Origin of the sequence: Burkholderia sp. 567 (assembly GCF_040545115.1) — a bacterium.
In the GTDB taxonomy this organism is placed as follows: Bacteria; Pseudomonadota; Gammaproteobacteria; order Burkholderiales; family Burkholderiaceae; genus Burkholderia; species Burkholderia ambifaria.
The window spans coordinates 521,608-543,884 of the sequence record NZ_JBEPLG010000001.1 but is presented as its reverse complement, the minus strand read 5'-3'; the positions used below and the strand labels follow the sequence as shown (position 1 = coordinate 543,884).

At 67.5% G+C, this 22,277-nt stretch carries 24 protein-coding genes; 12 read left to right on the top strand and 12 right to left on the bottom strand.

The features are described 5' to 3' along the window. Positions 1–157 precede the first annotated feature (157 nt). Positions 158–1,552, top strand: coding sequence for a class II fumarate hydratase (gene fumC / locus ABIC50_RS02595; protein WP_166725229.1), 1,395 nt, complete (start codon positions 158–160; stop codon positions 1,550–1,552). A gap of 57 nt (positions 1,553–1,609) precedes the next feature. Here the strand turns inward: fumC and ABIC50_RS02590 are convergent, their stop codons facing one another. Both ABIC50_RS02590 and ABIC50_RS02585 read right to left on the bottom strand, forming a co-directional pair. After that, positions 1,610–2,122 (bottom strand): acyl-CoA thioesterase, encoded by a 513-nt coding sequence (locus ABIC50_RS02590; RefSeq protein WP_006753077.1) that lies wholly within the window; start codon positions 2,120–2,122, stop codon positions 1,610–1,612. Between the two features lie 142 nt (positions 2,123–2,264). Next, on the bottom strand, positions 2,265–2,405 hold the full coding sequence (locus ABIC50_RS02585) for a hypothetical protein (protein WP_166488177.1): 141 nt from the start codon (positions 2,403–2,405) through the stop codon (positions 2,265–2,267). Positions 2,406–2,578: 173 nt separating this feature from the next. On the opposite strand from ABIC50_RS02585, the gene ABIC50_RS02580 reads away from it, so the two are divergent. Both ABIC50_RS02580 and ABIC50_RS02575 read left to right on the top strand, forming a co-directional pair. Further along, positions 2,579–3,286 (top strand): ArsR/SmtB family transcription factor, encoded by a 708-nt coding sequence (locus tag ABIC50_RS02580; RefSeq protein ID WP_354161415.1) that lies wholly within the window; start codon positions 2,579–2,581, stop codon positions 3,284–3,286. A 162-nt stretch (positions 3,287–3,448) separates the two neighbouring features. Then, positions 3,449–5,947, top strand: coding sequence for a DUF6600 domain-containing protein (locus ABIC50_RS02575; protein ID WP_354161412.1), 2,499 nt, complete (start codon positions 3,449–3,451; stop codon positions 5,945–5,947). 108 nt (positions 5,948–6,055) lie between these two features. Here ABIC50_RS02575 and ABIC50_RS02570 read toward each other — a convergent pair whose 3' ends face one another. Further along, the gene (locus tag ABIC50_RS02570) at positions 6,056–7,027 is read right to left on the bottom strand and encodes a thymidylate synthase (protein ID WP_126227378.1); all 972 of its coding nucleotides are present in this window, start codon (positions 7,025–7,027) and stop codon (positions 6,056–6,058) included. Between the two features lie 42 nt (positions 7,028–7,069). Next, a complete protein-coding gene (locus ABIC50_RS02565; protein WP_012363373.1) occupies positions 7,070–8,467 on the bottom strand; it encodes a sigma-54 dependent transcriptional regulator in 1,398 nt (465 codons plus the stop codon). 463 nt (positions 8,468–8,930) lie between these two features. On the opposite strand from ABIC50_RS02565, the gene ABIC50_RS02560 reads away from it, so the two are divergent. Then, on the top strand, positions 8,931–9,299 hold the full coding sequence (locus tag ABIC50_RS02560) for a hypothetical protein (RefSeq protein ID WP_471685903.1): 369 nt from the start codon (positions 8,931–8,933) through the stop codon (positions 9,297–9,299). Between the two features lie 282 nt (positions 9,300–9,581). Further along, the gene (locus tag ABIC50_RS02555) at positions 9,582–10,082 is read left to right on the top strand and encodes a dihydrofolate reductase (protein ID WP_175679002.1); all 501 of its coding nucleotides are present in this window, start codon (positions 9,582–9,584) and stop codon (positions 10,080–10,082) included. A 91-nt stretch (positions 10,083–10,173) separates the two neighbouring features. On the opposite strand, the gene pmbA is transcribed toward ABIC50_RS02555, so the two are convergent. Then, a complete protein-coding gene (gene pmbA, locus ABIC50_RS02550) occupies positions 10,174–11,544 on the bottom strand; it encodes a metalloprotease PmbA (protein WP_011656307.1) in 1,371 nt (456 codons plus the stop codon). Positions 11,545–11,674: 130 nt separating this feature from the next. On the opposite strand from pmbA, the gene yjgA reads away from it, so the two are divergent. Together yjgA and mog are read left to right on the top strand one after the other, a co-directional pair. Further along, positions 11,675–12,277 carry a ribosome biogenesis factor YjgA gene (yjgA, locus tag ABIC50_RS02545; protein ID WP_277601550.1) on the top strand — a complete coding sequence of 201 codons (603 nt, stop codon included), beginning with the start codon at positions 11,675–11,677 and terminating at the stop codon, positions 12,275–12,277. After that, positions 12,261–12,869: a molybdopterin adenylyltransferase gene (gene mog, locus ABIC50_RS02540; RefSeq protein ID WP_105833462.1), complete on the top strand. Its 609-nt coding sequence runs from the start codon at positions 12,261–12,263 to the stop codon at positions 12,867–12,869. The genes yjgA and mog overlap by 17 nt, the downstream gene beginning before the upstream one ends. 34 nt (positions 12,870–12,903) lie before the next feature. Here the strand turns inward: mog and orn are convergent, their stop codons facing one another. Next, entirely contained in the window at positions 12,904–13,524 is a 621-nt protein-coding gene (gene orn / locus ABIC50_RS02535; RefSeq protein WP_011656304.1) for an oligoribonuclease, read from the bottom strand. Between the two features lie 99 nt (positions 13,525–13,623). Between orn and ABIC50_RS02530 the strand changes: the two genes are divergently transcribed. Genes ABIC50_RS02530 through ABIC50_RS02520 form a run of 3 tightly spaced genes read left to right on the top strand, consistent with a single transcriptional unit; the run spans position 13,624 to position 16,191 of the window. Further along, positions 13,624–14,883: a M48 family metallopeptidase gene (locus tag ABIC50_RS02530; RefSeq protein ID WP_229080374.1), complete on the top strand. Its 1,260-nt coding sequence runs from the start codon at positions 13,624–13,626 to the stop codon at positions 14,881–14,883. Continuing rightward, on the top strand, positions 14,880–15,821 hold the full coding sequence (gene rsgA, locus ABIC50_RS02525) for a ribosome small subunit-dependent GTPase A (RefSeq protein ID WP_229080372.1): 942 nt from the start codon (positions 14,880–14,882) through the stop codon (positions 15,819–15,821). The genes ABIC50_RS02530 and rsgA overlap by 4 nt, the downstream gene beginning before the upstream one ends. A gap of 52 nt (positions 15,822–15,873) precedes the next feature. Further along, the gene (locus ABIC50_RS02520; protein ID WP_012363366.1) at positions 15,874–16,191 is read left to right on the top strand and encodes a putative signal transducing protein; all 318 of its coding nucleotides are present in this window, start codon (positions 15,874–15,876) and stop codon (positions 16,189–16,191) included. A gap of 85 nt (positions 16,192–16,276) precedes the next feature. Here ABIC50_RS02520 and ABIC50_RS02515 read toward each other — a convergent pair whose 3' ends face one another. The 6 genes from ABIC50_RS02515 to rpsP form a co-directional block, all read right to left on the bottom strand. Then, positions 16,277–17,215, bottom strand: a complete 939-nt coding sequence (locus ABIC50_RS02515) for a CobD/CbiB family protein (protein WP_011656300.1) — start codon at positions 17,213–17,215, stop codon at positions 16,277–16,279. A 120-nt stretch (positions 17,216–17,335) separates the two neighbouring features. Next, positions 17,336–18,022 (bottom strand): CoA pyrophosphatase, encoded by a 687-nt coding sequence (locus ABIC50_RS02510; protein ID WP_011656299.1) that lies wholly within the window; start codon positions 18,020–18,022, stop codon positions 17,336–17,338. A gap of 86 nt (positions 18,023–18,108) precedes the next feature. Further along, positions 18,109–18,501, bottom strand: a complete 393-nt coding sequence (gene rplS / locus ABIC50_RS02505; RefSeq protein ID WP_006761288.1) for a 50S ribosomal protein L19 — start codon at positions 18,499–18,501, stop codon at positions 18,109–18,111. Between the two features lie 133 nt (positions 18,502–18,634). Then, the gene (gene trmD, locus ABIC50_RS02500; RefSeq protein WP_354161409.1) at positions 18,635–19,429 is read right to left on the bottom strand and encodes a tRNA (guanosine(37)-N1)-methyltransferase TrmD; all 795 of its coding nucleotides are present in this window, start codon (positions 19,427–19,429) and stop codon (positions 18,635–18,637) included. Continuing rightward, complete coding sequence (gene rimM / locus ABIC50_RS02495; RefSeq protein ID WP_175729898.1) at positions 19,426–20,106, bottom strand: ribosome maturation factor RimM; 681 nt, start codon at positions 20,104–20,106, stop codon at positions 19,426–19,428. Before rimM ends, trmD begins: the two co-directional genes overlap by 4 nt. 42 nt (positions 20,107–20,148) lie before the next feature. After that, positions 20,149–20,403 (bottom strand): 30S ribosomal protein S16, encoded by a 255-nt coding sequence (rpsP, locus tag ABIC50_RS02490; RefSeq protein ID WP_006476550.1) that lies wholly within the window; start codon positions 20,401–20,403, stop codon positions 20,149–20,151. Between the two features lie 153 nt (positions 20,404–20,556). Here rpsP and ABIC50_RS02485 point away from each other — a divergent pair, with 153 nt between their 5' ends. Both ABIC50_RS02485 and ABIC50_RS02480 read left to right on the top strand, forming a co-directional pair. After that, a complete protein-coding gene (locus tag ABIC50_RS02485) occupies positions 20,557–21,696 on the top strand; it encodes a PQQ-dependent sugar dehydrogenase (RefSeq protein ID WP_354162161.1) in 1,140 nt (379 codons plus the stop codon). 109 nt (positions 21,697–21,805) lie between these two features. Then, positions 21,806–22,273: an NINE protein gene (locus tag ABIC50_RS02480; protein WP_165751070.1), complete on the top strand. Its 468-nt coding sequence runs from the start codon at positions 21,806–21,808 to the stop codon at positions 22,271–22,273. Positions 22,274–22,277: the final 4 nt, after the last annotated feature.

Here is a 22,277-nt window from a genome sequence, read left to right as displayed (position 1 = left end):
AACACGGCACGACACGGCACGACACGACGCGAATTCGCGGCCGGCGCTATGCTTGTCGGCTGAAGCCCCAAGACGCCGCGCCAGCGGCGCGCCTGCCTCACGATACGCCCGACGCCGCGCGACGCGCGGCCTTTCCCCTTCCCAAGAGGAGTGCATCATGAACGAAGCAGTTCGGATGGAACGCGACACATTCGGCGAGATCGCCGTGCCGGCCGACCGGCTCTGGGGCGCGCAGACCGAGCGCTCGCTGCAGAATTTCCGGATCTCGACCGAGAAGCAGTCGCCCGAGCTGATCCACGCGCTCGCGATCGTCAAGCGCGCCGCGGCCGCCGTGAACCAGTCGCTCGGCGTGCTGGCCGACGACAAGGCACGCGCGATCATCGACGCGGCCGACGAGATCATCGCGGGCAAGCATCCGCGCGAATTCCCGCTCGCCGTGTGGCAGACGGGCTCCGGCACGCAGACCAACATGAACCTCAACGAGGTGATCGCGAACCGGGCGAGCGAGCTGCTCGGCGGCGAGCGCGGCGAAGCGCGCAAGGTCCATCCGAACGACGACGTGAACCGCGGCCAGTCGTCGAACGACGTGTTCCCCACCGCGATGCACGTCGCGGCCGCGTACGCGATCGTCAACCACCTGCTGCCCGCGCTGCGTACGCTGCGCGCGACGCTCGACGCGAAGTCGAAGGCCTTCGCCGACATCGTGAAGATCGGCCGCACGCACCTGCAGGACGCGACGCCGCTCACGCTCGGGCAGGAATTTTCCGGTTATGTCGCGCAACTCGACCAGAGCGTGCGGCACGTCGAGTCGGCGCTGCCGCACCTGTACGAGCTCGCGCTCGGCGGCACCGCGGTCGGCACCGGGCTGAACGCGCATCCGGAGTTCGCGGTGCGCGTCGCCGACGAGATCGGCCGGCTGACGAAGCTGCCGTTCGTGACCGCGCCGAGCAAGTTCGAGGTGATGGCCGCCGCCGACGCGCTGGTGTTCGCGCACGGCGCGCTGAAGACGGTCGCGGCCGGCCTGATGAAGATTGCCAACGACGTGCGCTGGCTCGCGAGCGGGCCGCGCTGCGGCCTCGGCGAACTGTCGATTCCGGAAAACGAGCCGGGCAGCTCGATCATGCCGGGCAAGGTGAATCCGACGCAGTCGGAAGCCGTGACGATGCTGTGCTGCCAGGTGTTCGGCAACGACGTCGCCGTGAACGTCGGCGGCGCCAGCGGCAACTTCGAGCTGAACGTGTTCCGGCCGATGATCGCGCACAATGTGCTGCAGTCGGTGCGGCTGCTCGCCGACGGCGCGCAAAGCTTCAACGATCACTGCGCGGCGGGCATCGAGCCGAACCGCGCGCGCATCGACCTGCTGCTGAACGAATCGCTGATGCTCGTGACGGCGCTCAATCCGCACATCGGCTACGACAAGGCCGCGCAGATCGCGAAGAAGGCGCACAAGGAAGGCACGACGCTGAAGGCCGCCGCGCTCGCGCTCGGCTACCTGACCGAGGCGGAATTCGATGCGTGGGTGCGACCCGAAGAGATGATCGGATCGCGGTGATCGCGGGTGTAGCGCGATGACCGGACGGGCGCGGCGCGAACGCTGCGCCCGTTGCCGTCAGACGGTACCCTTCGCCACTTCCTCGGGCTTCATCTCGACGATCTTGTCGAGCGCGGCGCGCACGTCGGCCGCATATTTCGCGAGCACCTTCTGCTCGTCGGTCTCGGGCACGAACGGCGGCACCGGCACCGGGTTGCCGTTCTCGTCGACCGCGACGAACACGACGAGACAGTCGGTCGTCTGACGCAGCACGCCCCCCTTCGGATCGCCGGCATGCACGGACACATGGATGTGCATGCTGGTGCGGCCCGTCGCGACGACGCGCGCCTTCAGCTCGACCAGATTGCCGACGAGGATCGGACGCTGGAAGCGGATGTTGCCGACGCTGACCGTCACGCAATAGCGGCTCGACCAGACAGCCGCGCACGCATACGCGACCTCGTCGATCCACTTCATCAGCGCGCCGCCGTGCACCTTGCCGCCAAAGTTCACGGACGACGGCTCGGCGAGGAAGCGGAATACGGTTTCGGTGCGGTCCAGGGCGGCCGGCACGGGGGACTGTGGGGACATCGTGGTAACTCCAGGCGGCGAGGTACTGCAATCGGCGCATTATACGTTGCACCGCGGCAACCCGTGGCTGGGCCGCCGCTCGGTCGCGACCGCACGGGCACCCGCACGTCGACCCGGCATCGGAACAGGAAAACGGCGCCCGTCAGCGGCGCACCGTGATTCCCTGATCGATCGTCCCGTACATCTCGAGGCTGCCGCCCCGCTCGCCGGCGGCGCCCGCGCCGCCCTGCGCACAGGCCGCGCAGAGGAGCGCGGCCGCCAACAGGCAGAAAATCGTCTTCATCGTTGCATCGTGTCGCATCCCGGCGGCCCACTGCCGCCGCGTCCGGCCATTCTACGCGTGCGCGGCCGGCGACCGCGGCTGCCCTCCGCCGCATCCGACATTTCATCCGAACGCGAAACATCGAATGTGCGCAGCGCCTACACTGCTGTCATTGCGCCTGACGAGACCCGACGATGACCGATCAAGACGACCACCACTTTCCGGGCCTGAGCCGGATCGGCGCACTGCTCGCCGATCCGGGACGCGCCGCGATGCTATGGGTGCTGATGGACGGCAGCGCGCGGCCGGCCGGCGAACTGACGATGATCGCGGGGCTGTCGCCGTCCGCGGCGAGCGCGCACCTCGCGCGCCTGACCGAAGGCGGCCTGCTCGCGCTCGACGTGCGCGGCCGGCACCGCTACTACCGGCTCGCGTCGGCCGACATCGCGGCGTCGCTCGAAGCGCTCGCGAACGTGGCCCGGGCGGCCGCGCCGAACCGTCCCGTGCCGCCGCCGGCCCGCACGGTGCCGCCCGAGCTGCGCTATGCGCGCACCTGCTACGACCACATGGCCGGCGAACTCGCGGTCCGCATCTTCGACGGGCTCACCGCGCGCGGCTGGCTGCACGCGGACGGCGATGCGATCGAGACCACCGAGCTCGGCACGCAAGCCCTCGGGCGCTGGGGCATCGACGTCGCGCAGCAGCGCACGCGCCGGCGCCGCTTCGCATGCGGCTGCCTCGACTGGAGCGAGCGGCGTGCGCATCTCGGCGGCGCGCTGGGCGCCGCCCTGCTCGACAGCTTCTGCGCGCACGGCTGGATCGAGCGCACGGCGCGGCCTCGCGTGCTGCGGGTTACCGTGCCCGGACGGCAGGTTTTCGACGACTGGCTTACGTCCGCTTGACACGCGGATTGCGACCGGACGACAACGGCGCGCGACGGACAGGTTTTGTTACATCGCGTGCCATTCGACTTACAAAACACCGAGCACGGAAACAGGCCGAGCGGATATCGTGAACTCGACGGCACGAATCGACGCGCCGCAATAACGACGAAGACGCTCAACATGGCTCCCCTGTTCACGCTCAAGCGAACCGCCCGTTGCACCCTGCTCGCGTTCGCCGCGCTGGCGCCCCTGCCATGCGCATTCGCGCAAGCGACACAGGCCGCGCCGTACGCGGCCGCCGCCCGCCAGCCGGGCGGCGATCCGCCGAGCCGCGTCGCCCGGCTCAACTACATGTCGGGTGCCGTGACGACGGAGCCGGCCGGCAGCGATACATGGTCATACGCCGCCGTGAACCGGCCGCTGACGACGGGCGACCAGCTGTGGAACGACGCCGGCGCGCGCTCCGAGCTGCACATCGGCTCGACCGCGGTGCGACTCGGCGAATCGACGAGCCTGTCGGTGCTGAACCTCGACGACACCACGACGCAACTGAAGGTCGGCCTCGGCACCGTATCGACGCACGTACGCGACCTGTCGCCCGGCGGATCGTACGAAATCGATACGCCCAATCTTGCGCTCGGCCTGGCGGGCCCCGGCGACTATCGCGTCGATGTCGCGCCGAACGGCGCGAGCACGACGGTCACCGTGCGCAGCGGCAGCGCGACCGTGTACGGCAGCAACGGGCAATATCCGCTGTCGCCCGGCCAGCAGGTCGTGTTCACCGGCACCGACCTGCAGGTCGCGCAGCAATCGGCCGCGCCGGCCCCGGACGCGCTCGACCAATGGGCCGCCAGCCGCGATGCGGCCGAGCAGCGCTCGGTATCGGCCCGCTACGTGTCGCGCGACATTCCCGGCTACCAGGATCTCGACGCGAACGGGACGTGGCGCGAGACCCCGAACTACGGTGCGGTCTGGGTGCCGAACGACACGCCGGCCGACTGGGCGCCGTATCACGACGGTCACTGGATCTGGCAGGCGCCGTGGGGCTGGACCTGGGTCGACGACGCACCGTGGGGCTTCGCGCCGTACCACTACGGCCGCTGGGCCCATGTGGACGACAGCTGGGCGTGGGTGCCCGGCCCGGTGGCCGTCAGCCAGCCGCCCGCCTATGCACCGGCGCTGGTCGCGTTCGTGGGCGGCGGCAGCGGTCCCGACTGGAGCGTCGCGCTGACGGTCGGCGGCGTCGCCGCGGCCGGCTGCGCATGGTTCGCCCTCGGCCCGGGCGAAGCGTGGCATCCCGGCTGGGGCGGCTGGAGCCCGCATTACTACGAACGCGTGAACCGGAACATCGTGGTGAACAACGTCACAGTGAACAAGACCGTGAACGTGACGAACATCACCAACATCACGAACATCAACAAGACGTACGTGAACTTCCGCGCGCCGCACGCGATCACGGCCGTGCCGGCGTCCGCGTTCGTGCACGGCCAGCCGGTCGCGCACTTCTCGCAGCACGTCGATCCGCAACAGTGGCGCAACGCGCACGTGATGCCGGGCACGCCCGGCATTGCGCCGGTACGCCAAAGCTTGAACGGCGGATTGCGCACGGCCAGCTACCGGCCGCCGGCGGCGGTCGGACAGCACCCGTTCGTCGCGACGCGCAATCCGGCGGTGCCGGCCGCGTATCGCGATCAGGCGGCCGTCCATCTCGCCCGGCAGGGCGCACACGTGCCGGGCGCGGGCGCGCCAATCGCGAGAACCAGCGTGCCGGCCGACTATACGGCTCGCCCGGTCCGTGTTCCGGGCAATCCGAAAGCCGGTGCGTGGGCGATGCGCAACGTGCAGCTCGTGAATCCGCACGGCCCCGTCGTGCAGCCAGCGCACGCGCCGCGCGACGGCCAGCCTGCGCTCACACAGGCTGCACGGCCGGGCGCGCCGACGCCGGTCATGCCGAATGGCGCGCGACCGATGAACGCCCAAGCCCCCAATGCGCCGCGCTTCGCCAACGGCGCGATGCCACCAGCGCCGGGCAATCCGGCTGCGCATCAGGCCGTGAGCCCGGGTAATGGCGTCCCGCACCCGCCGACGGCCGGCAACGAACCGACCCGGCACGACAACGCGCATGCAGCCGCGGCGCCGGCCCCGGTCTGGATGCAGCCGCATACGCCGATGGAGCGTCAGCGCCCGACGCCGCCGAGCGCCCTCCACGCGGCGGGCCAGAATGCGCCGCCGCCCGTGCGCAGCGCGGCGGCGGTCCCGCATCCGGACGGCACGCCCGGAACGCAACCCGGCGGCCATCAGGAAGCGCCGCGCGCGCGGCCGCAACCGCGGCCCGACACGACCGCGCAGATTCCGCAGCCGCATCCGCGCCCCGACTTCGCGCAACCGGCACCCCACCGCGAAGTCGCACCGCCGCACGTGAACGAGTACCGCCCGCCCGCGCCCGCGGCGCATGACATGCCGCGACCGCAGCCGCAGGCCCCGCGGATGGAGCCGCGGCCGTCGATGCCCGCGCCGCACATGGAGCAGCGACCATCGATGCCAGCGCCGCACATGGAACCCCGCCCGTCGATGCCCGCACCGCATATGGAACCGCGGCCGCAACCGGCGCCCCACGTCGAGGCGCCGCGCCCGAGCAATCCGCCATCAGGCGGCCACGACGAACGACGCCATCAGTAACCGTCGCGCGATGAAACGGAAAGGCCCGAAGCGGCGGGTGCCGTTCGGGCCTTCGTCATCGTCCCTGATGCGGGTCGCGTCACCCGCGCCGCCGCCTAACGCCGGTGCTCAGACCGCCATCGGCGCGGTCAGCGGCTCATGGTGCCGGTAGCCGACGAGCGAGAAATCGGACGGCTCGATCTGCTCGAGCCATTCGGGTGCATACACGCCCGTCTTCGCGTAATCGGGCACGCGCTCGGCAATCTCCAGCCGCGGGCTCTCGTACGGCTCGCGCGTGAGCTGCTGCTGGAGCATGTCGAGCTGGTTCTCGTAGATGTGCGCATCCCCGATGAAATACGTGAACCAGCGCGGCGTGTAGCCCGTCAGCCGGCCGACGAGCGCCAGCAGCGCGGCGCCTTCCGTCAGGTTGAACGGCGTGCCGAGGCCGACATCGTTGCTGCGGATGTACAGGCACAGAGAAATCTCGCGCTTCGTGACGTTCGGCAGGAACTGGTACAGCAGATGGCACGCAGGCAGCGCGATCTGGTCGAGCACGGCCGGATTCCATGCGTGAAACAGGATGCGACGGTCGGCCGGGTTCTCCATGATCGTATCGAGACACTGGCGCAGCTGATCGATCGCCTTGTACAGCAGCACCTTCGGCGCACCGTCCTCGTCGAAGCGCGTGACGATCCGGAAACCGCGGCGCGTCGCGTCGGCGATCTGCGCGTCGGCGCCCGCGTCGAGCACCTTGTAGCCGGGCCACTGGCGCCATTGCACGCCGTACACGTCGCCGAGATCATCGACGCCCTGGCGGTACGGGTTCGCGAGCCACTGCGCGTTGTCGTTCGCGTTCGCATCCCACACCTTGCAGCCGAGCGCGCGGAACTCGGCCGCGCTGCGCGACGCGCGCAGGAAACCGACCAGTTCGCCGATCGCGGACTTGAACGCCAGCTTCTTGGTCGTCACGGCCGGGAAGCCCTGCTGCAGGTCGAACCGCAGCATCGCACCGGGCATGCTGATGGTGCGGATGCCCGTGCGGTTCTCCTGCCAGGTGCCGGTGTCGAGGATGGTGCGAACGAGGTCGAGGTACTGTTTCATGCGGGTTCCTTCGGCCGCGAGGGCGGCCGTCACCCGCCAATTTTAGCAAGCGTGACGCGGAACCTCCGGCGCCGGCGCCGAAAACCCTGCCAGCGTGTCGCCGCGATCGCGCATGCCATGCGCGCACATCAGCCTGTACAGCGTCACGCGCGACACGCCGAGCTCACGCGCCGCATCGGCAAAACGGCCGCGATGACGCAGCAGCGCCTGCTCGATCGCCTGCCGCTCGGCCGCTTCCCGCGCCTCGGTGAGCGAGACGGGCGCCAGTATCGCGAATTCATGGAGCTCGAGATCGGCCGCGGTAATCATCCGGCCCTCCGACATCACGATCGCGCGGCGCACGCGGTTGATCAGCTCGCGCACGTTGCCCGGCCACGAATAGCCGTACAGCGCGGCGATCGCGTCCGGAGAGAAGCCGCGCAGCCGACGATGCGCATCGCCCTTGAAACGCTCGAGCATGTGGCGGGCGAGCACCTCGATGTCCTTGCCGCGCGCGCGCAGCGGCGGCTCCTCGATCTTCAGCACGCACAGACGATGGAACAGATCCTCGCGGAAGCGCCCTTCGCGCAGCGCCGTTTCCATGTCCACATGCGTCGCGCAGATCACGCGCACGTCGACCGGCACCGATACATGCGCGCCGAGCCGCTCGATCTTGCCTTCCTGAAGGAACCGCAGGAGGCTCGCCTGGCTCTCGAGCGGCAGGTCGCCGATTTCGTCGAGAAACAACGTGCCGCCGTTGGCAGCCTCGACGCGGCCGATCTTGCGCTGGTTCGCGCCCGTAAATGCGCCGCGCTCATAGCCGAACAGCTCGGCTTGCAGCAGCGTCGACGGAATCGCCCCGCAGTTGATCGCGACGAACGGCGCGTGCGCGCGCGCCGAGCGCTCGTGAATCGCGACGGCCGTCAGCTCCTTGCCGGTACCCGATTCACCGGAGATGAACACCGGCGCATCGGTCGTCGCGACGCGCCGGATCGTCCTGAAAAGCCCGAGCATCGCATCGCAGGTGCCGACCATCTCGCCTTCGGTGCGCCCGGCGCCGACCGGCGACGCCACCGGGTCGGTCAGCGCGATCATGCCGTGCGCGTGGCCGACGGTCTCGACGATGCGCGACGTCTCGTACGGCATCGTCACGTAGTCGAAGCAATAGTCACGAATGAGATGGCGCAACGTGGCGTCCTGCAACTGGCCACGCCGGGTCGCCGCGATCCAGCCGATGTGCTGGATGCTCAGACACGCTTCGAGTTCGCGCAGATCCGCGGGCCTGAAACCCGGCGAGAAATCGAGCAGGCCGGCGGATGCCACGCCGTGCTGCACGACACGCCGCAAGTCGCGTGCGCTTTCCGCGAGATCGACGCACCATCCGCATTCGTCGAAATGCCCGCGCAACGCGTCGTTCGGTTCGCGCGAGAAATAGATCACATGCCGCTGCTCGGCTCCCATATACCACCCCGTTCATCAACCGTCTAACGATTGCCGCACGTGCGAAGTCACGTGCAAAAGGATCGAACCGGGTCAGCCGAAGCCGCTCGATTCGCCATGCCGATGCGCGGCAACGACAGAGCCTCGCATGATGGCGCTTATCTCGCGTCCAGTTATTTTTTGATCAACACAGCTTATTGAGTTATAGGCGCTGAATACGACAAACGGATTGCAGCGCGAATGGGCGAGCGGCCGAATCGCTCAGCGGTCGACGTTCATCAATCATCTGCACAGAACACATGGGCAGCGACCCGTACCTGCATCGACACACGCGCCGATTTTCATCCTTGCAGCGTATCGATTGAATCCGCAGTATTCCCAAGCCCCATCGTTTCAAGCCTGAAACATTTTCCGGCACTTTCGATCGCGATTCACAACGCGCGCTCCTGAGTCGCAGGCGCGACAACGCTTGCGGCGCGATGGCATGCATTTCGCTGAATTCATCACAGATCGGGAGCACGCGGCCATGCGCAAACTCATTTTGCTTTCTTTCCTGCAGACAACGTTTGCGCTCTCCGGCGCGCTCCCGTTCATGTCGATACGTGCAGACGAATGCGTGACGCCCGCACATGCAGCGCTGCTCGTCGGCAGTGCATCCAGCATGCAACGGGACAACGGCTTCGGCATCGTGCCCGTGGCGGTGCCGCAACCGAATTCGGCCGACAAGGCATCGGTGACGCTGTGGGATGAAATCGCTCCGCGGTCTCCGTTGCCGATACCAATCCCTGCGCCGCGGCCCGGCCACGTGCAGCATGCGATGGCAGGACATGCCCGCAACGGCACGGTGCAATGATATGCATGCGATACCGCATACCCGAAATTGCCAAGGAATCCATATTGAATTGATGCGCGGCAGACAATCACGATCGCGCCCGGCGTCGTCGACGTAACGACACGAACCGTTTTTGTGTCCGTCCCCCGGCGGGCACTCTTTTTATTCTGGACGTCGCGATGCGAACGCCGCAGTGCGTACGCGCCGGCACGGCGAATGTGCCGGCGCATCCGCACGAAGCCGGCGCGCGCCGCCGTTCCGGTAGAATCGGCGCCATTCCGGTTCTCCTCTTCCCCGACCTTCATGACGACGTTGACCCTGATCGTCGCGCGTGCCCGCAACGGCATCATCGGCCGCGACAACCAGTTGCCCTGGAAACTTCCTGAAGACCTCGCATTCTTCAAGCGCACGACGATGGGCGCGCCGATCGTGATGGGCCGCAAAACCCACGAGTCGATCGGCCGGCCGCTGCCGGGCCGCCGCAACATCGTCGTCACGCGCGACGCAGCGCGCCGCTTCGACGGCTGCGACACCGTCACGTCGCTCGCCGACGCGCTCGCGCTCGCCGCGCGTGACGGTGCGGCCGAAGCATTCCTGATCGGCGGTGCGCAGCTCTATGCGGAAGGCCTCGCGCTCGCCGACAAGCTGATCGTCACCGAGATCGACGCGGACTTCGACGGCGATGCGTCGTTTCCGGCGCCCGATCCCGCGCACTGGCACGAAGTGTCGCGCGAACCGCATCAGGCTGCCGCGCCGAACGCGTTCGGCTTTGCGTTCGTCGTCTACGCGCGCAAGCACGACTGACCGACACGCGGCACGCGATAAAAAGAAAGCCCGACCGGCTCACTCGCGCCGGTCGGGCTTTTGCGTATCCTGGCGGCCGATGCCGCGCCGCTTACTGCCCGGCGATCGTCATCTGCTCGATCAGCACCGAGCCCGTTTCCTTCGTCCCGCGCACGATCGAATCCGCGCCGATCGCGACGATATGCCGGAACATCTCCTGCAGCGTGCTCGCGACGGTGATTTCCTCGACCGGATACTGGATCACGCCGTTCTCGACCCAGAAGCCCGCCGCACCGCGCGAATAGTCGCCGGTCACGTAGTTCACGCCCTGCCCCATCAGTTCGGTCAGCAACAGACCCGTGCCGAGCTTCTTCAGCATTGCGTCGAAGTCGTCGCCCGGCTGCGTGTCCGAGCTGCGCAGCGCGAGGTTGTGCGAGCCGCCGGCGTTACCGGTCGTCTGCGTGCCGAGCTTGCGTGCCGAATAGGTCGACAGGAAGTAGCCTTCGACGACGCCGTCCTTGACGACGCTGCGCGCACGCGTGCGCACGCCCTCCTCGTCGAACGGCGCGCTGCCCATCGCGCGCGGCACGTGCGGATCCTCGACGACCTGGACGTGCGGTGCGAACACCGGCTTGCCGAGGCTGTCGACGAGGAACGACGTCTTGCGGTACAGCGCGCCGCCGCTGACGGCCTGCACGAACGCGCCGAGCAGGCCGGCCGCGAGCGGCGCCTCGAACAGCACGGGCACCTTGCGGGTGTCGAGACGGCGCGCGCCCATCCGCGCGAGCGCACGCTCGGCCGCGTAGCGCCCGACGGCTTCCGGCGCCGCGAGATCGACCGCGCTGCGCTTCGACGAATACCAGTCGTCGCGCTGCATGTGGCGACCGCTGCCCGCGATCGGCGCGCATGCGATGTAGTGGCGCGAGTACGGATAGCCGGCGAGGAAGCCGCGCGACGTCGCGAGCACGAACTGCGAATGCTGCGCCGACACGCTCGCGCCTTCCGAGTTGCGGATCTGCGGGCTGACCGCGAACGCGGCGTCTTCCGCGCGGCGGGCGAGCTCGACGGCCTCGTCGGCCGACAGCGCCCACGGGTGATACAGGTCGAGGTCGCGCGGGTCGGTTTCGAGCAGCTCGGCCTCGGCGAGGCCGGCCGCGTCGTCCTCTGCCGTGAAGCGCGCGATGTTGTACGCGGCGGCGACGGTATCCTTGATCGCGGCCGGCGAGAAGTCCGACGTGCTCGCGTTGCCGCGCTTCTTGCCGATGAACACCGTCACGCCGACCATCTTGTCGCGGTTGTGTTCGATCGTCTCGACCTCGCCGCGGCGCACCGACACCGACAGGCCGTCGCCTTCGGAGATTTCGGTGGCGGCGTCCGTCGCGCCGAGCGCCTTCGCATGGCGGAGGATGTCGGAGGCAATTTCTTTGAGCTGGTCCTGCGTGTGCGGGAAATAGCGCGCTTGTACGTCGAGATTGGCTGCCATCGTCGTCTTGGTATCCGGTGGCGGGCGGGCGCCCGCATGGTCAAAATGTTACGTATCCCGCGATCATAGCAAGGTCCGGCGCCGGGCACAGACAAGCTTGGGGTGTCCGCACCGCGATACAATGCCGCCCATGACACGCAAAACCCGAATCCAGCCGATCGAGCATGCCGCCGAAGTCGACGACAATGGCTACGATCGCCCCAGCAAATCCCAACTGAAGCGCGAAATGCACGAGCTGCAGGTGCTCGGCCAGGCGCTCGTCGATCTGCCGAAAGACGCGCTGAAACGCATGCCGATGCCGGAAAGCCTGTCGGACGCCGTCCGCGAAGCGCGCCGGATCACCGATCACGAAGGCAAGCGCCGCCAGCTCCAGTACGTCGGCCGCGTGATGCGCACGCTGACCGACGACGAGACGGCCGCGTTGCGCACCGCGCTCGACGCGCAGCGCGGCGTGAACAAGGCCGCGACGGCCCGCCTGCACTGGATCGAGCGCACGCGCGACCAGTTGCTCGCCAACGACGACGCGCTGACCGAATTCCTCCGCCAGCACCCCGACGCCGACATCCAGGAAGGCCGCACGCTGATCCGCAACGCGCGCAAGGAAGCCCAGCAAGGCAAGCCGCCGCGCTATTTCCGCGAGCTGTTCCAGTGGATCAAGACCGCGAGCGGCACGCCCGGCGGGGATGACGAAACGGCCGACGAGGCCGGGGACGACCATGACGACGAAGCGTAACCATCCGGACGAGCTCGTGGTCGGCCTCGTGTCGATCAGCGACCGCGCGAGTACGGGCGTCTACGAGGACAAGGGCATTCCGGCGCTGCAGGAGTGGCTCGCCGGCACGCTGGTGTCGCCGTGGCGTGCCGAAACGCGCCTGATCCAGGACGACGCGCCGACGATCTCCGCCACGCTGACCGAACTCGTCGACATCGCCGGCTGCGACCTGGTGCTGACGACCGGCGGCACCGGCCCCGCGCGCCGCGACGTGACGCCGGAAGCCACGCTGGCCGTGGCAACGAAGGAAATGCCGGGATTCGGCGAACAGATGCGGCAGATCAGCCTGAATTTCGTGCCGACCGCGATCCTGTCGCGGCAAGTCGCGGTGATCCGCGAGACGGCCGACCACGCGGCGCTGATCATCAACCTGCCCGGCCAGCCGAAGTCGATCCGGGAAACGCTCGAAGGGCTGCGCGACGCCGACGGCAAGTCGACCGTGCCCGGCATCTTCGCCGCGGTGCCCTACTGCATCGACCTGATCGGCGGCCCGTACATCGAGACCGACGCCGCGGTGGTCGCGGCGTTCCGGCCGAAGAGCGCGCGGCGCTGAGCCTGTAGCGAGCGCCGGGCGCGTGCCGGCCCGCTCAGGCGGCCGGCGCGGACTCGCCTGCCGGCGCCGACGCGGCCGGAATCAGGAAATGCTGGCGGTAGTACTTCAGCTCGTCGATCGACTCGTGGATGTCCGCGAGCGCCGTGTGCATCGCGCGCTTCTGAAAACCCTTGTAGATCGCGGGCTGCCAGCGGCGGCACAGCTCCTTGAGCGTGCTGACGTCCAGGTTGCGGTAGTGGAAGAACCGCTCGAATTCCGGCATCCAGCGCGCCATGAAGCGGCGATCCTGGCAGATCGAGTTGCCGCACATCGGCGACTTGCCGGGCGACACGTACTGCGCGAGGAACGCCTGCAGTTGCGCGGCGGCGTCCGCCTCGGTCACGGTCGACGCGCGCACGCGATCGATCAGCCCCGAACGGCCGTGCGTCGACTTGTTCCAGTCGTCCATCTTCGCGAGCGTTTCGTCGCTCTGGTGGATCGCGAACACGGGGCCTTCCACCGCGATGTCGAGAGTGGAATTGGTGACGACGACCGCGATTTCGATGATGCGGTCGTTATCCGGGTCGAGGCCCGTCATCTCCATGTCGAGCCAGACGAGGTTCAACTCGTTGCGCACGAGCGCGGGCTGGCTGGCGGAAGCGGCGGTATCGGTCATGAGTCATCCTGGAAAATGGCGGACGGCGGGCGGCATCGCGTAAGCGGGCCCGGTCCGCAAGAACATATAATTCTCGCATAGAACCCTTTGGCGCCTTCGATGTCACCCTTTTCGTTCACCCTGCTGTTCGCGGTCGCCGTGCTCGCGATGGTCGTCACCAAGCTGTGGCTCGCGTCGCGGCAGATCCGCTTCGTCGCCGCGCACCGCAACGGCGTGCCCGCGCAGTTCAGCGCCACCATTCCGCTGACCGCCCACCAGCGCGCGGCCGACTACACGGTCGAGCGCACGCGGCTGGCGATGTTCGAGATCGTCGTCAGCGCGGCCGTGCTGGTCGGCCTCACGCTGCTCGGCGGCGTCGGCGCGCTCGACACGCTGCTGACGGGCTGGTTCGGCCGCGGCTACGGGCAGCAGGTCGCGCTCGTCGCCGCCGTGCTCGTGATCACGGGCGTGATCGACGTGCCGTTCGAGTATTACCGCCAGTTCGGGATCGAACAGCGGTTCGGCTTCAACCGGATGACCAAGCGCCTGTTCTTCACCGACATGCTGAAAAACACGCTGCTCGGCGCGGTGCTCGGCCTGCCGCTGCTGTTCGTCGTGCTGTGGCTGATGAACCAGGCCGGCGCCTTGTGGTGGCTGTGGACCTGGATCGTCTGGGTCGCGTTCCAGATGCTCGTCCTGCTGATCTACCCGACCTTCATCGCGCCGATCTTCAACAAGTTCGAGCCGCTGAAGGACGAAGCGCTGCGCGCGCGCATCGAGTCGCTGATGAAACGGTGCGGCTTCGCGGCGAAGGGCCTGTTCGTGATGGACGGCAGCCGCCGTTCCGCGCACGGCAACGCGTACTTCACGGGCTTCGGCGCATCGAAGCGGATCGTGTTCTTCGATACGCTGCTCGCGCGGCTGTCCGGCGAGGAAATCGAGGCCGTGCTCGCGCACGAACTCGGCCACTTCAAGCGCCGCCACGTGATGAAGCGGATGCTCGTGTCGTTCGTGCTGAGCCTCGTGCTGCTCGCGCTGCTCGGCTGGCTCGCGCAGCGCACGTGGTTCTATACGGGGCTCGGCGTCACGCCGTCGCTCGACACGAGCAACGCGGGCGCCGCGCTCGTGCTGTTCTTCCTCGCGATCCCCGTGTTCCTGTTCTTCGCGACGCCGTTCAGCAGCCTCACGTCGCGCAAGCATGAATTCGAGGCCGACGCGTTCGCGGCCAGCCAGACCGACGCCCAGGATCTCGTCAGCGCGCTCGTGAAGCTCTACGAAGACAACGCGTCGACGCTCACGCCCGACCCCGTCTATACGGCCTTCTACTACTCGCATCCGCCTGCGTCGCAGCGGATCGACCGCCTGATGCAGCACGCATGAGCCGGCCGACCTCCCGCAAGCCGGCCCCGCGCGCATCGGGCGCGCAGCGTGTCGAAGGCCGCGTGATCGCGGCGCACGGCCGCCACTACATCGTCGCGCCCGACGACGGCGGCCCGATGCTGCAGTGCTTCCCGCGCGGCAAGAAAAGCGAGATCGCGGTCGGCGACCGCGTCGTGTACGAACAGGCATCGGCCGACCAGGGCGTGATCGTCGAGATCGGCGAGCGGCGCAACCTGCTGTACCGCTCCGACCAGTTCAAGTCGAAGCTGTTCGCGGCCAATCTCGACCAGTTGCTGATCGTGCTCGCGACCGAGCCCTATTTTAGCGAGGATCTGCTCGGCCGCGCGCTGATCGCGGCCGAAGCGAACGAACTGAAGCCGCTCGTCGTGCTCAACAAGATCGACGTCGAAGCCGCGCTGCCGGTCGCCCGCGAGCGCCTGGCGCCCTACCGCGCGCTCGGCTACGACGTGCTCGAACTGTCGGTCAAGGGCTCGCCCGACGATGCGCGCGCGCAGCTGATGCCGCACCTGGCCGGGCACTCGACGATCCTGCTCGGTCAGTCCGGGATGGGCAAGTCGACGCTCGTGAACCTGCTCGTGCCCGATGCCGAGGCCGCGACCCGTGAAATCTCGGCCGCGCTCAACAGCGGCCGCCATACGACGACGTTCACGCGCCTCTACCCGCTCGATGGCGGTGGCGCGCTGATCGATTCGCCCGGCTTCCAGGAATTCGGCCTGTACCACCTGACGGAGGGGCGTCTCGAGCGCGCGTTTCCGGAATTCCGCCCGCTGCTCGCGGACTGCCGTTTCTATAATTGTCATCATCTGCACGAGCCCGGCTGCGCGATTCTCGAAGCCGTGGCCGACGGCCGCATTGCGCCGTCGCGGCATGCGCTTTACGCGCAGCTCGTGCACGAGGCGAGCCAGATCGTCCGCTGACCATACGGCGGGCAGACGGCCGCCGGCCCGGCCTTCACCGACAGGAGCCGCGATGCGTTTCAAGGCCCCCGACCTCGCCACTGCGCAGCATTGGGCGAACGTGCTGCAGGTGGCCGGCATCGGTTGCGAGCTGCACAACTGCTATGCGCCCGGTGCGCTCGGCGGCCTGCCCGCCGACGCATGCGCGCCCGAGCTGTGGCTCGACGACGAGCGCGACGATGCGCTCGCGCGGCGGCTGCTCGATGCGGCATCACACGGCCCGTCGGCCGGCGCCGCGCCATGGCGCTGCCGCCAGTGCGGCGAGACGCTCGAGGCGCAATTCACCACCTGTTGGCAATGCGGCGCCGTGCGCGATCCGCTCGACGACTGACCGGAATCACCGGATTGACCGACGCACAGCAAAAAGGCCGGCATCGAGCCGGCCTTGTCATTTCATCGGGCGCCGCGCAAGCGCGTCACGATACCCAGACCGCCAGCGTCAGCATCAACAGCAGGATCATCCACAGGATCACGGCGCGCCACACCAGGCCGACCGCCGACTGCAGCGTGCGCGGCGTGCAATCGTCGCCGACCGTCAACGGACCGCTGTCGCCGACCGCCAGCGCGTCGAGGCTCGACGGTTCCGCGAGCGGGCCCGCGAGGCGCGCGCCAAGTGCGCCGCTACCGGCCGCGAGCAGCACGCCGTCGTTCGGGTCGGGCCACTGGCGCGTGTGATTGCGCCACGCGTAGATCGCATCCTCGAAGTTGCCGACGATCGCGAAGCCGAGCGCGGTCAAGCGCGACGGAATCCAGTCGATCACGAAAAACGCCCGCTGCGCGAACGTCGAGAACGCGGCCGTGCGATCGTCGCCCGGCGTCGACCAGCTGCGCGCGAGATATTCGGAGATGCGATACAGCACGGCGCCTGCCGGACCGATCGGCAGCACATACCAGAAGAACACGCCGAACACGTGGCGATGCGACGCAACGACCGCATGAATCAGCGTATGGCGGACGATTTCACCGACCGGCATGTCGACCGTGTCGAGGCCCGTCCATTCATGCAGGATTTCGCGGGCGCGCGGCACGTCATCGTTGTTGAGCGCGAGATGGATATCGGTGAAGTAGTGGCTGAACTGGCGGAAGCCAAGCGTGAAATACACGACGACGACGTTCCAGATGAACGCGAGCACGAAGCTCACCTTGTACAGCAGGAAGTAGATCAGCGCGACGATCAGCACCCACGGCAGCACGACTGCGAGCCAGGCGAGCACGCCATGCTTTTGCTTGCCGGCGTCGAGGCCATGCGCGACGGTTTCCGCATGAAACTGGAACAGCGCGAACACCGGATTGCTTGGCGACAACGCGCGGACCTGTTCGATGATGAGAGCGAGGAGAACCGAAAAGAAAGTCATGCGTGGCGCCGTCTTCCGAGTTATGTCATTTTTTGCATAACGATAGCACAGCGTAAGCGACGGATGGCTGCTGGCGCGACGGGCCGCGAGCCGGCCGCGTGGGCATGCTCGGGCGCGATGTTATCCGGCTGCCAAGAAGCGGTACAGATTGCGCAACATGCCGGCAGTTGCGCCCCAGATGAAGTAATGCCCGGCCGATTCGCCATTCGGATAGGGCATCGCAAAAAAACGACGCTCGCCGCCTTCCCAGCGGAACACGCGCACCTGGTGGTTCGCGGGACTCATCAGGAACGCGAGCGGCACCTCGAAAATCTCGGCGACTTCGAACGCATCGGCCTGCACGGTGAACGGCGGATGCACGAGCCCGACGACCGGCGTCACGCAGAAGCCGGTACCCGTCAGGTAGTCGGGCAGCGCGCCGAGAATCTCCACCCGTTCGGCCGTCAGGCCAATTTCTTCCTTCGCCTCGCGCAACGCGGTCGCCGTCGCATCGCGGTCGTACGACTCGCGGCGGCCGCCGGGGAAGCTGATCTGCCCGGCATGGTCGTTCAGGTGATCGGCGCGCTGGGTCAGCAGCACCGTGAGGCCGCTCTCGCGCACCACGAGCGGGATGAGGACGGCGGCGCTGCGCGGATCGACGCCTTCCACCAGGCGAGCCTCGCCGGGCTCGACGTTCCATTCGAGCGTGCGTGCGAAACGTTCGCGCAGCCCGGGCGGCGTCAGCAGGCGTGCATCGATGGACGGCAGGCCGGCGCCGGTGCCTTCGACCGGCAGCACTTCGGGATCAACGATGGGGCGGCGATTCAATGGGACTCTCGGTTCGTGACGTATCGAGCATATTGTCGCGCCAGAATGAAAAAAGCACCCGGGAGGGTGCTTTTTCCTTACAGCTCTTACTCTTGGGAAGCTGCTGCGGTGCGATCCTTCGACACCAGCTTTTCCTTGATTCGAGCCGACTTGCCCGAACGCTCGCGCAGGTAGTACAGCTTCGCACGACGCACATCACCGCGACGCTTGACGACGATGCTCGCCAGCAGCGGCGAGTAGGTCTGGAACGTACGCTCGACGCCTTCGCCCGACGAAATCTTGCGGACGATGAAGTTCGAGTTCAGGCCACGGTTGCGAATCGCGATCACGACGCCTTCGTAAGCCTGAACGCGCTTGCGGGTACCTTCAACCACGTTCACGTTCACGATCACCGTGTCGCCCGGGGCGAATTCGGGGATCGTCTTGCCGGCGAGCGCGCGCTCGATCTCTTCCTGCTCAAGTTTTGCAATCAGATTCATCACTGACTCCTAAAGCCATCGTGTCGGCGTTTGCGCCCGCCTGCTTCCAGGCCTGGCCCCGACAGAGGATGGATTCACATCAGGCGCCGCGCACGCATGCACGGCACCGCCATTTCCCGCCCGCGACGCCGCCTCAGGAGGCGTTCTTCGCTTCGCGTGCGAGGTTCGCAAGCCAAGCCTCGTCGGCCCGGCTCAACAACTTTTCGCGGCGCGCCCGGACGATCAGATCCGGCCGCTTCCGCAACGTATTCTTCAATGCTTCCTCGCGACGCCACCGCTCGATCTCGGCATGATGCCCGCCGAGCAGCACGTCAGGCACGCGCATTCCCTCGTATTCCTCGGGGCGCGTGTAATGCGGACAATCGAGCAGCCCGTCGACGAAGCTGTCCTGCACGGCTGACTGCGCATCGTTCAGCACGCCGGGCAGCAGGCGCACGACGGCATCCATCATCGCCATCGCCGGCAGTTCGCCACCGGACAGAACGAAATCGCCGAGGCTGATTTCCTCGTCTACACAACGGTCGAGCAGACGCTGATCGATCGCCTCGTAGCGGCCGCACAGCACGATGACACCAGGCTCCTGCGCCATCCGCACCGCACGTTCGTGCGTGAACGGCGCACCTTGCGGCGACATCATCACCACACGCGTGCTCGCGACGCCCTGCTCCGCCTGCGCTGCCTTCGCAGCGCAGATCGCGGCCTCGAGCGGCTTGGCCAGCATCACCATGCCCGGACCGCCACCATACGGACGATCGTCGACCGTGCGGTAGTTGTCCGTCGTGAAATCACGCGGGTTCCAGGTGCGCAACCCGAAGCGCTCCTGCTTCACGGCCCGGCTGGTGATACCCCAGTCGGTCAGCGCGCGGAACATTTCAGGAAAGAGCGTGACGACGTCGAACTGCACCGCGCTCTCCGTAACCTGGTTCATGAGTAATCGGCTTCCCAGTCGACGACGATGCGACGTGCCGCCTGATCCACCGTCTTGACGTATACGCCGACGAACGGAATCAGCCGTTCGCCGGTGGTCGGCTGACCATCCTTGCCGACTGCCGGATACTCGACGCGCATGATCGAATGCACGCCGTTGTCGATCATCCCGCTCACTGTCCCAAGCGCCACCGATTGCTCGTTGACGACCTCGAGACCGATCAGGTCGACCCAATAGAATTCGTCCGCGGCCAATGCCGGGAAATCTTCCCGGCGCACGAACACGCGAAAGCCGCGCAAAGCCAATGCGGCATCGCGGTCGCTGACACCCGCGGCATGCGCGACGACTGTGTCGCCGTGCGTTTTCGACTGCAGGATGCGGGCGGACAACCGCTCCCCACCCCGTTCCAGCCACCAGCGGCGCGCGTCGAGCAGCGCATCGCCGCCGCGACCGGCGTCGGCATGCGTCGCCACCTTGATCCAGCCTTTCAGGCCATAGGCGTCGACCACTGCCCCGACCTCGACAGCATCGTCGGGCCAGGCTTGCACCGCTTCGAGACTGCCCTGCTCGGCAGCCTCACCGGCGCTCGCGACAACGTCGCGCTCGACCGGCTTGCGGACGAATGCGCCAAACGACGCTCGCCCGCGCTTTGCGTTACCGGAATCGTGACCGGACATCAATGCTCCTTGCAGCCGGCACGACCGGCACACCGCGCCATGTTAGGCGGCCGGTTGCGCCTTTTGCGCTTCCTTCACGAGACGCTGGACGGTCGGCGACAGTTGCGCGCCAACACCTTGCCAGTACGTCAGGCGATCCTGAGCGATACGCAGCGATTCGCCCTTCGTGGCGACCGGGTTGTAGAAGCCGACGCGTTCGATGAAGCGGCCGTCACGACGATTGCGCGAATCGGTAGCAACGATGTTGTAGAACGGGCGCTTCTTCGAGCCGCCGCGAGCCAGACGGATGATAACCATATGAAATCCTTCGGGGAAACCGGGTTCGAAACTACTGAAACGTGCGATTATAGCCGGAAACCAAAGCCACAACAAACACTTACGCGCAAAAATTCCGCAGGCGCCGTGTTCGCCGGGCCTACAATCGTCGTGTTCACGACGCTCCCCGCCGCCATGCCGCTATCTTGCGCCGCCCTGGCGTACCGCGCGCAGCATCGCCTCACGGCCCTGCTGACCGGCTTCGCCATCTGCCTCGCAGCCACCGCGGCGTGCGCCGCGCCGCCGGTGGGCGAACTCGTCGTGCCGCCCGGCTTTCACGTCACCGTACTGACCGACGCCGTGCCGACCGCCCGCGAAATGGCGTGGTCGCCGCGCGGGATCCTGTATGTCGGCTCACGGGAAGGCCGTGTGCATGCGTTCGTGATGCGCGAGGGCCGGATCACGGCCCGCTACGTGGTCGCATCGGGCCTCGACATGCCCGTCGGCGTCGCGTATCGCGACGGCGCGCTCTATATCTCCGCCGTGTCGCGCATCCTGCGCCTCGACCACATCGACGACCGGCTCGCCCGGCCGCCCGCGCCGGCGGTCGTGACGGACGCGCTGCCCACCGATCATCACCACGGCTGGAAATTCATCGCATTCGGCCCCGACGGCAAGCTCTACGTGCCGACCGGCGCGCCGTGCAACGTCTGCCTCGCCGATCGCAGCCGCTACGCGATCATCGCACGCATGAACGCCGACGGCAGCGGCCGCGAGGTATTTGCCCGCGGCGTGCGCAATACCGTCGGCTTCGCATGGCACCCCGACTCGGGCGAGCTGTGGTTCACAGACAACGGGCGCGACCTGATGGGCGACGACGTACCCGACGACGAGTTGAACCGCGCGCCGCGCGCGGGCCTCGACTTCGGCTTTCCGTACTGTCATGGCGGCGACACGCCCGACCCCGAATTCGGGAGCGCCGACGCGTGCCGCCGCCATGTGCCGCCCGTGCTGAAACTCGGCGCGCACGTCGCGGCACTCGGCATGCGCTTCTATACGGGGCCGATGTTCCCGGCGTCGTATCGCAACAATGTGTTCATTGCCGAGCACGGTTCGTGGAACCGCAGCAGCAAGGTCGGCTACCGCGTGATGCGCGCGGTCGTGTCGGCCGACGGCAGCCACGCGCGCCAGACGCCGTTCATCACCGGCTGGCTGCGCGCGGACGGCACCGTGTGGGGACGCCCGGCCGACGTGCTGCCGCTGCCCGACGGCTCGCTGCTCGTCAGCGACGACTATGCAGGCGCCATCTACCGCGTCACCTATGCGGCACCTTGACGCAGCCGAGGAGTGACCGTGGCCGACCGCGCATCGTAGAATGCGTGCCGGGCCGAGCGCCCCGCGCCGGCCTGCCGGCCGCCACGCCAACGATCATCCGCCGCCACCCATGTCCAGCAGCACCGCACCGTCCCGCCGCTTCCGCTCCAAGACGCTCACCGCCGCCCTCGCGTTCCTGTTCGGTTCGCTCGGCGCGCACCGCTTCTACCTGTACGGCCTTCGCGACGTGTACGGCTGGGCGCACCTGCTCGCGACGATCGTCGGGATTCCGGGTTTCATGCTGCTCGCCGCCACCCAACGCACAGCCAGCCTCGGCTGGTGGCTCGCCGTGCCGGGTGCGATCTCGCTGCTCGCCGCGTTCCTCGCCGCGCTCGTCTACGGACTGCGCCCCGACGAGAAATGGGACGCGCAATTCAATGCCGATACGGGCAAGCAGAGCCGGTCGGGCTGGACGGTGATCTTCATCGTGATCTTCTCGCTGCTGATCGGCGCGTTCCTGCTGATGACCGCGCTTGCGCTGTCGTTCCAGACGTATTTCGAATCGCAAGTCGAAGCGGCGAAGCAGATTTCGCAGTAAGCGC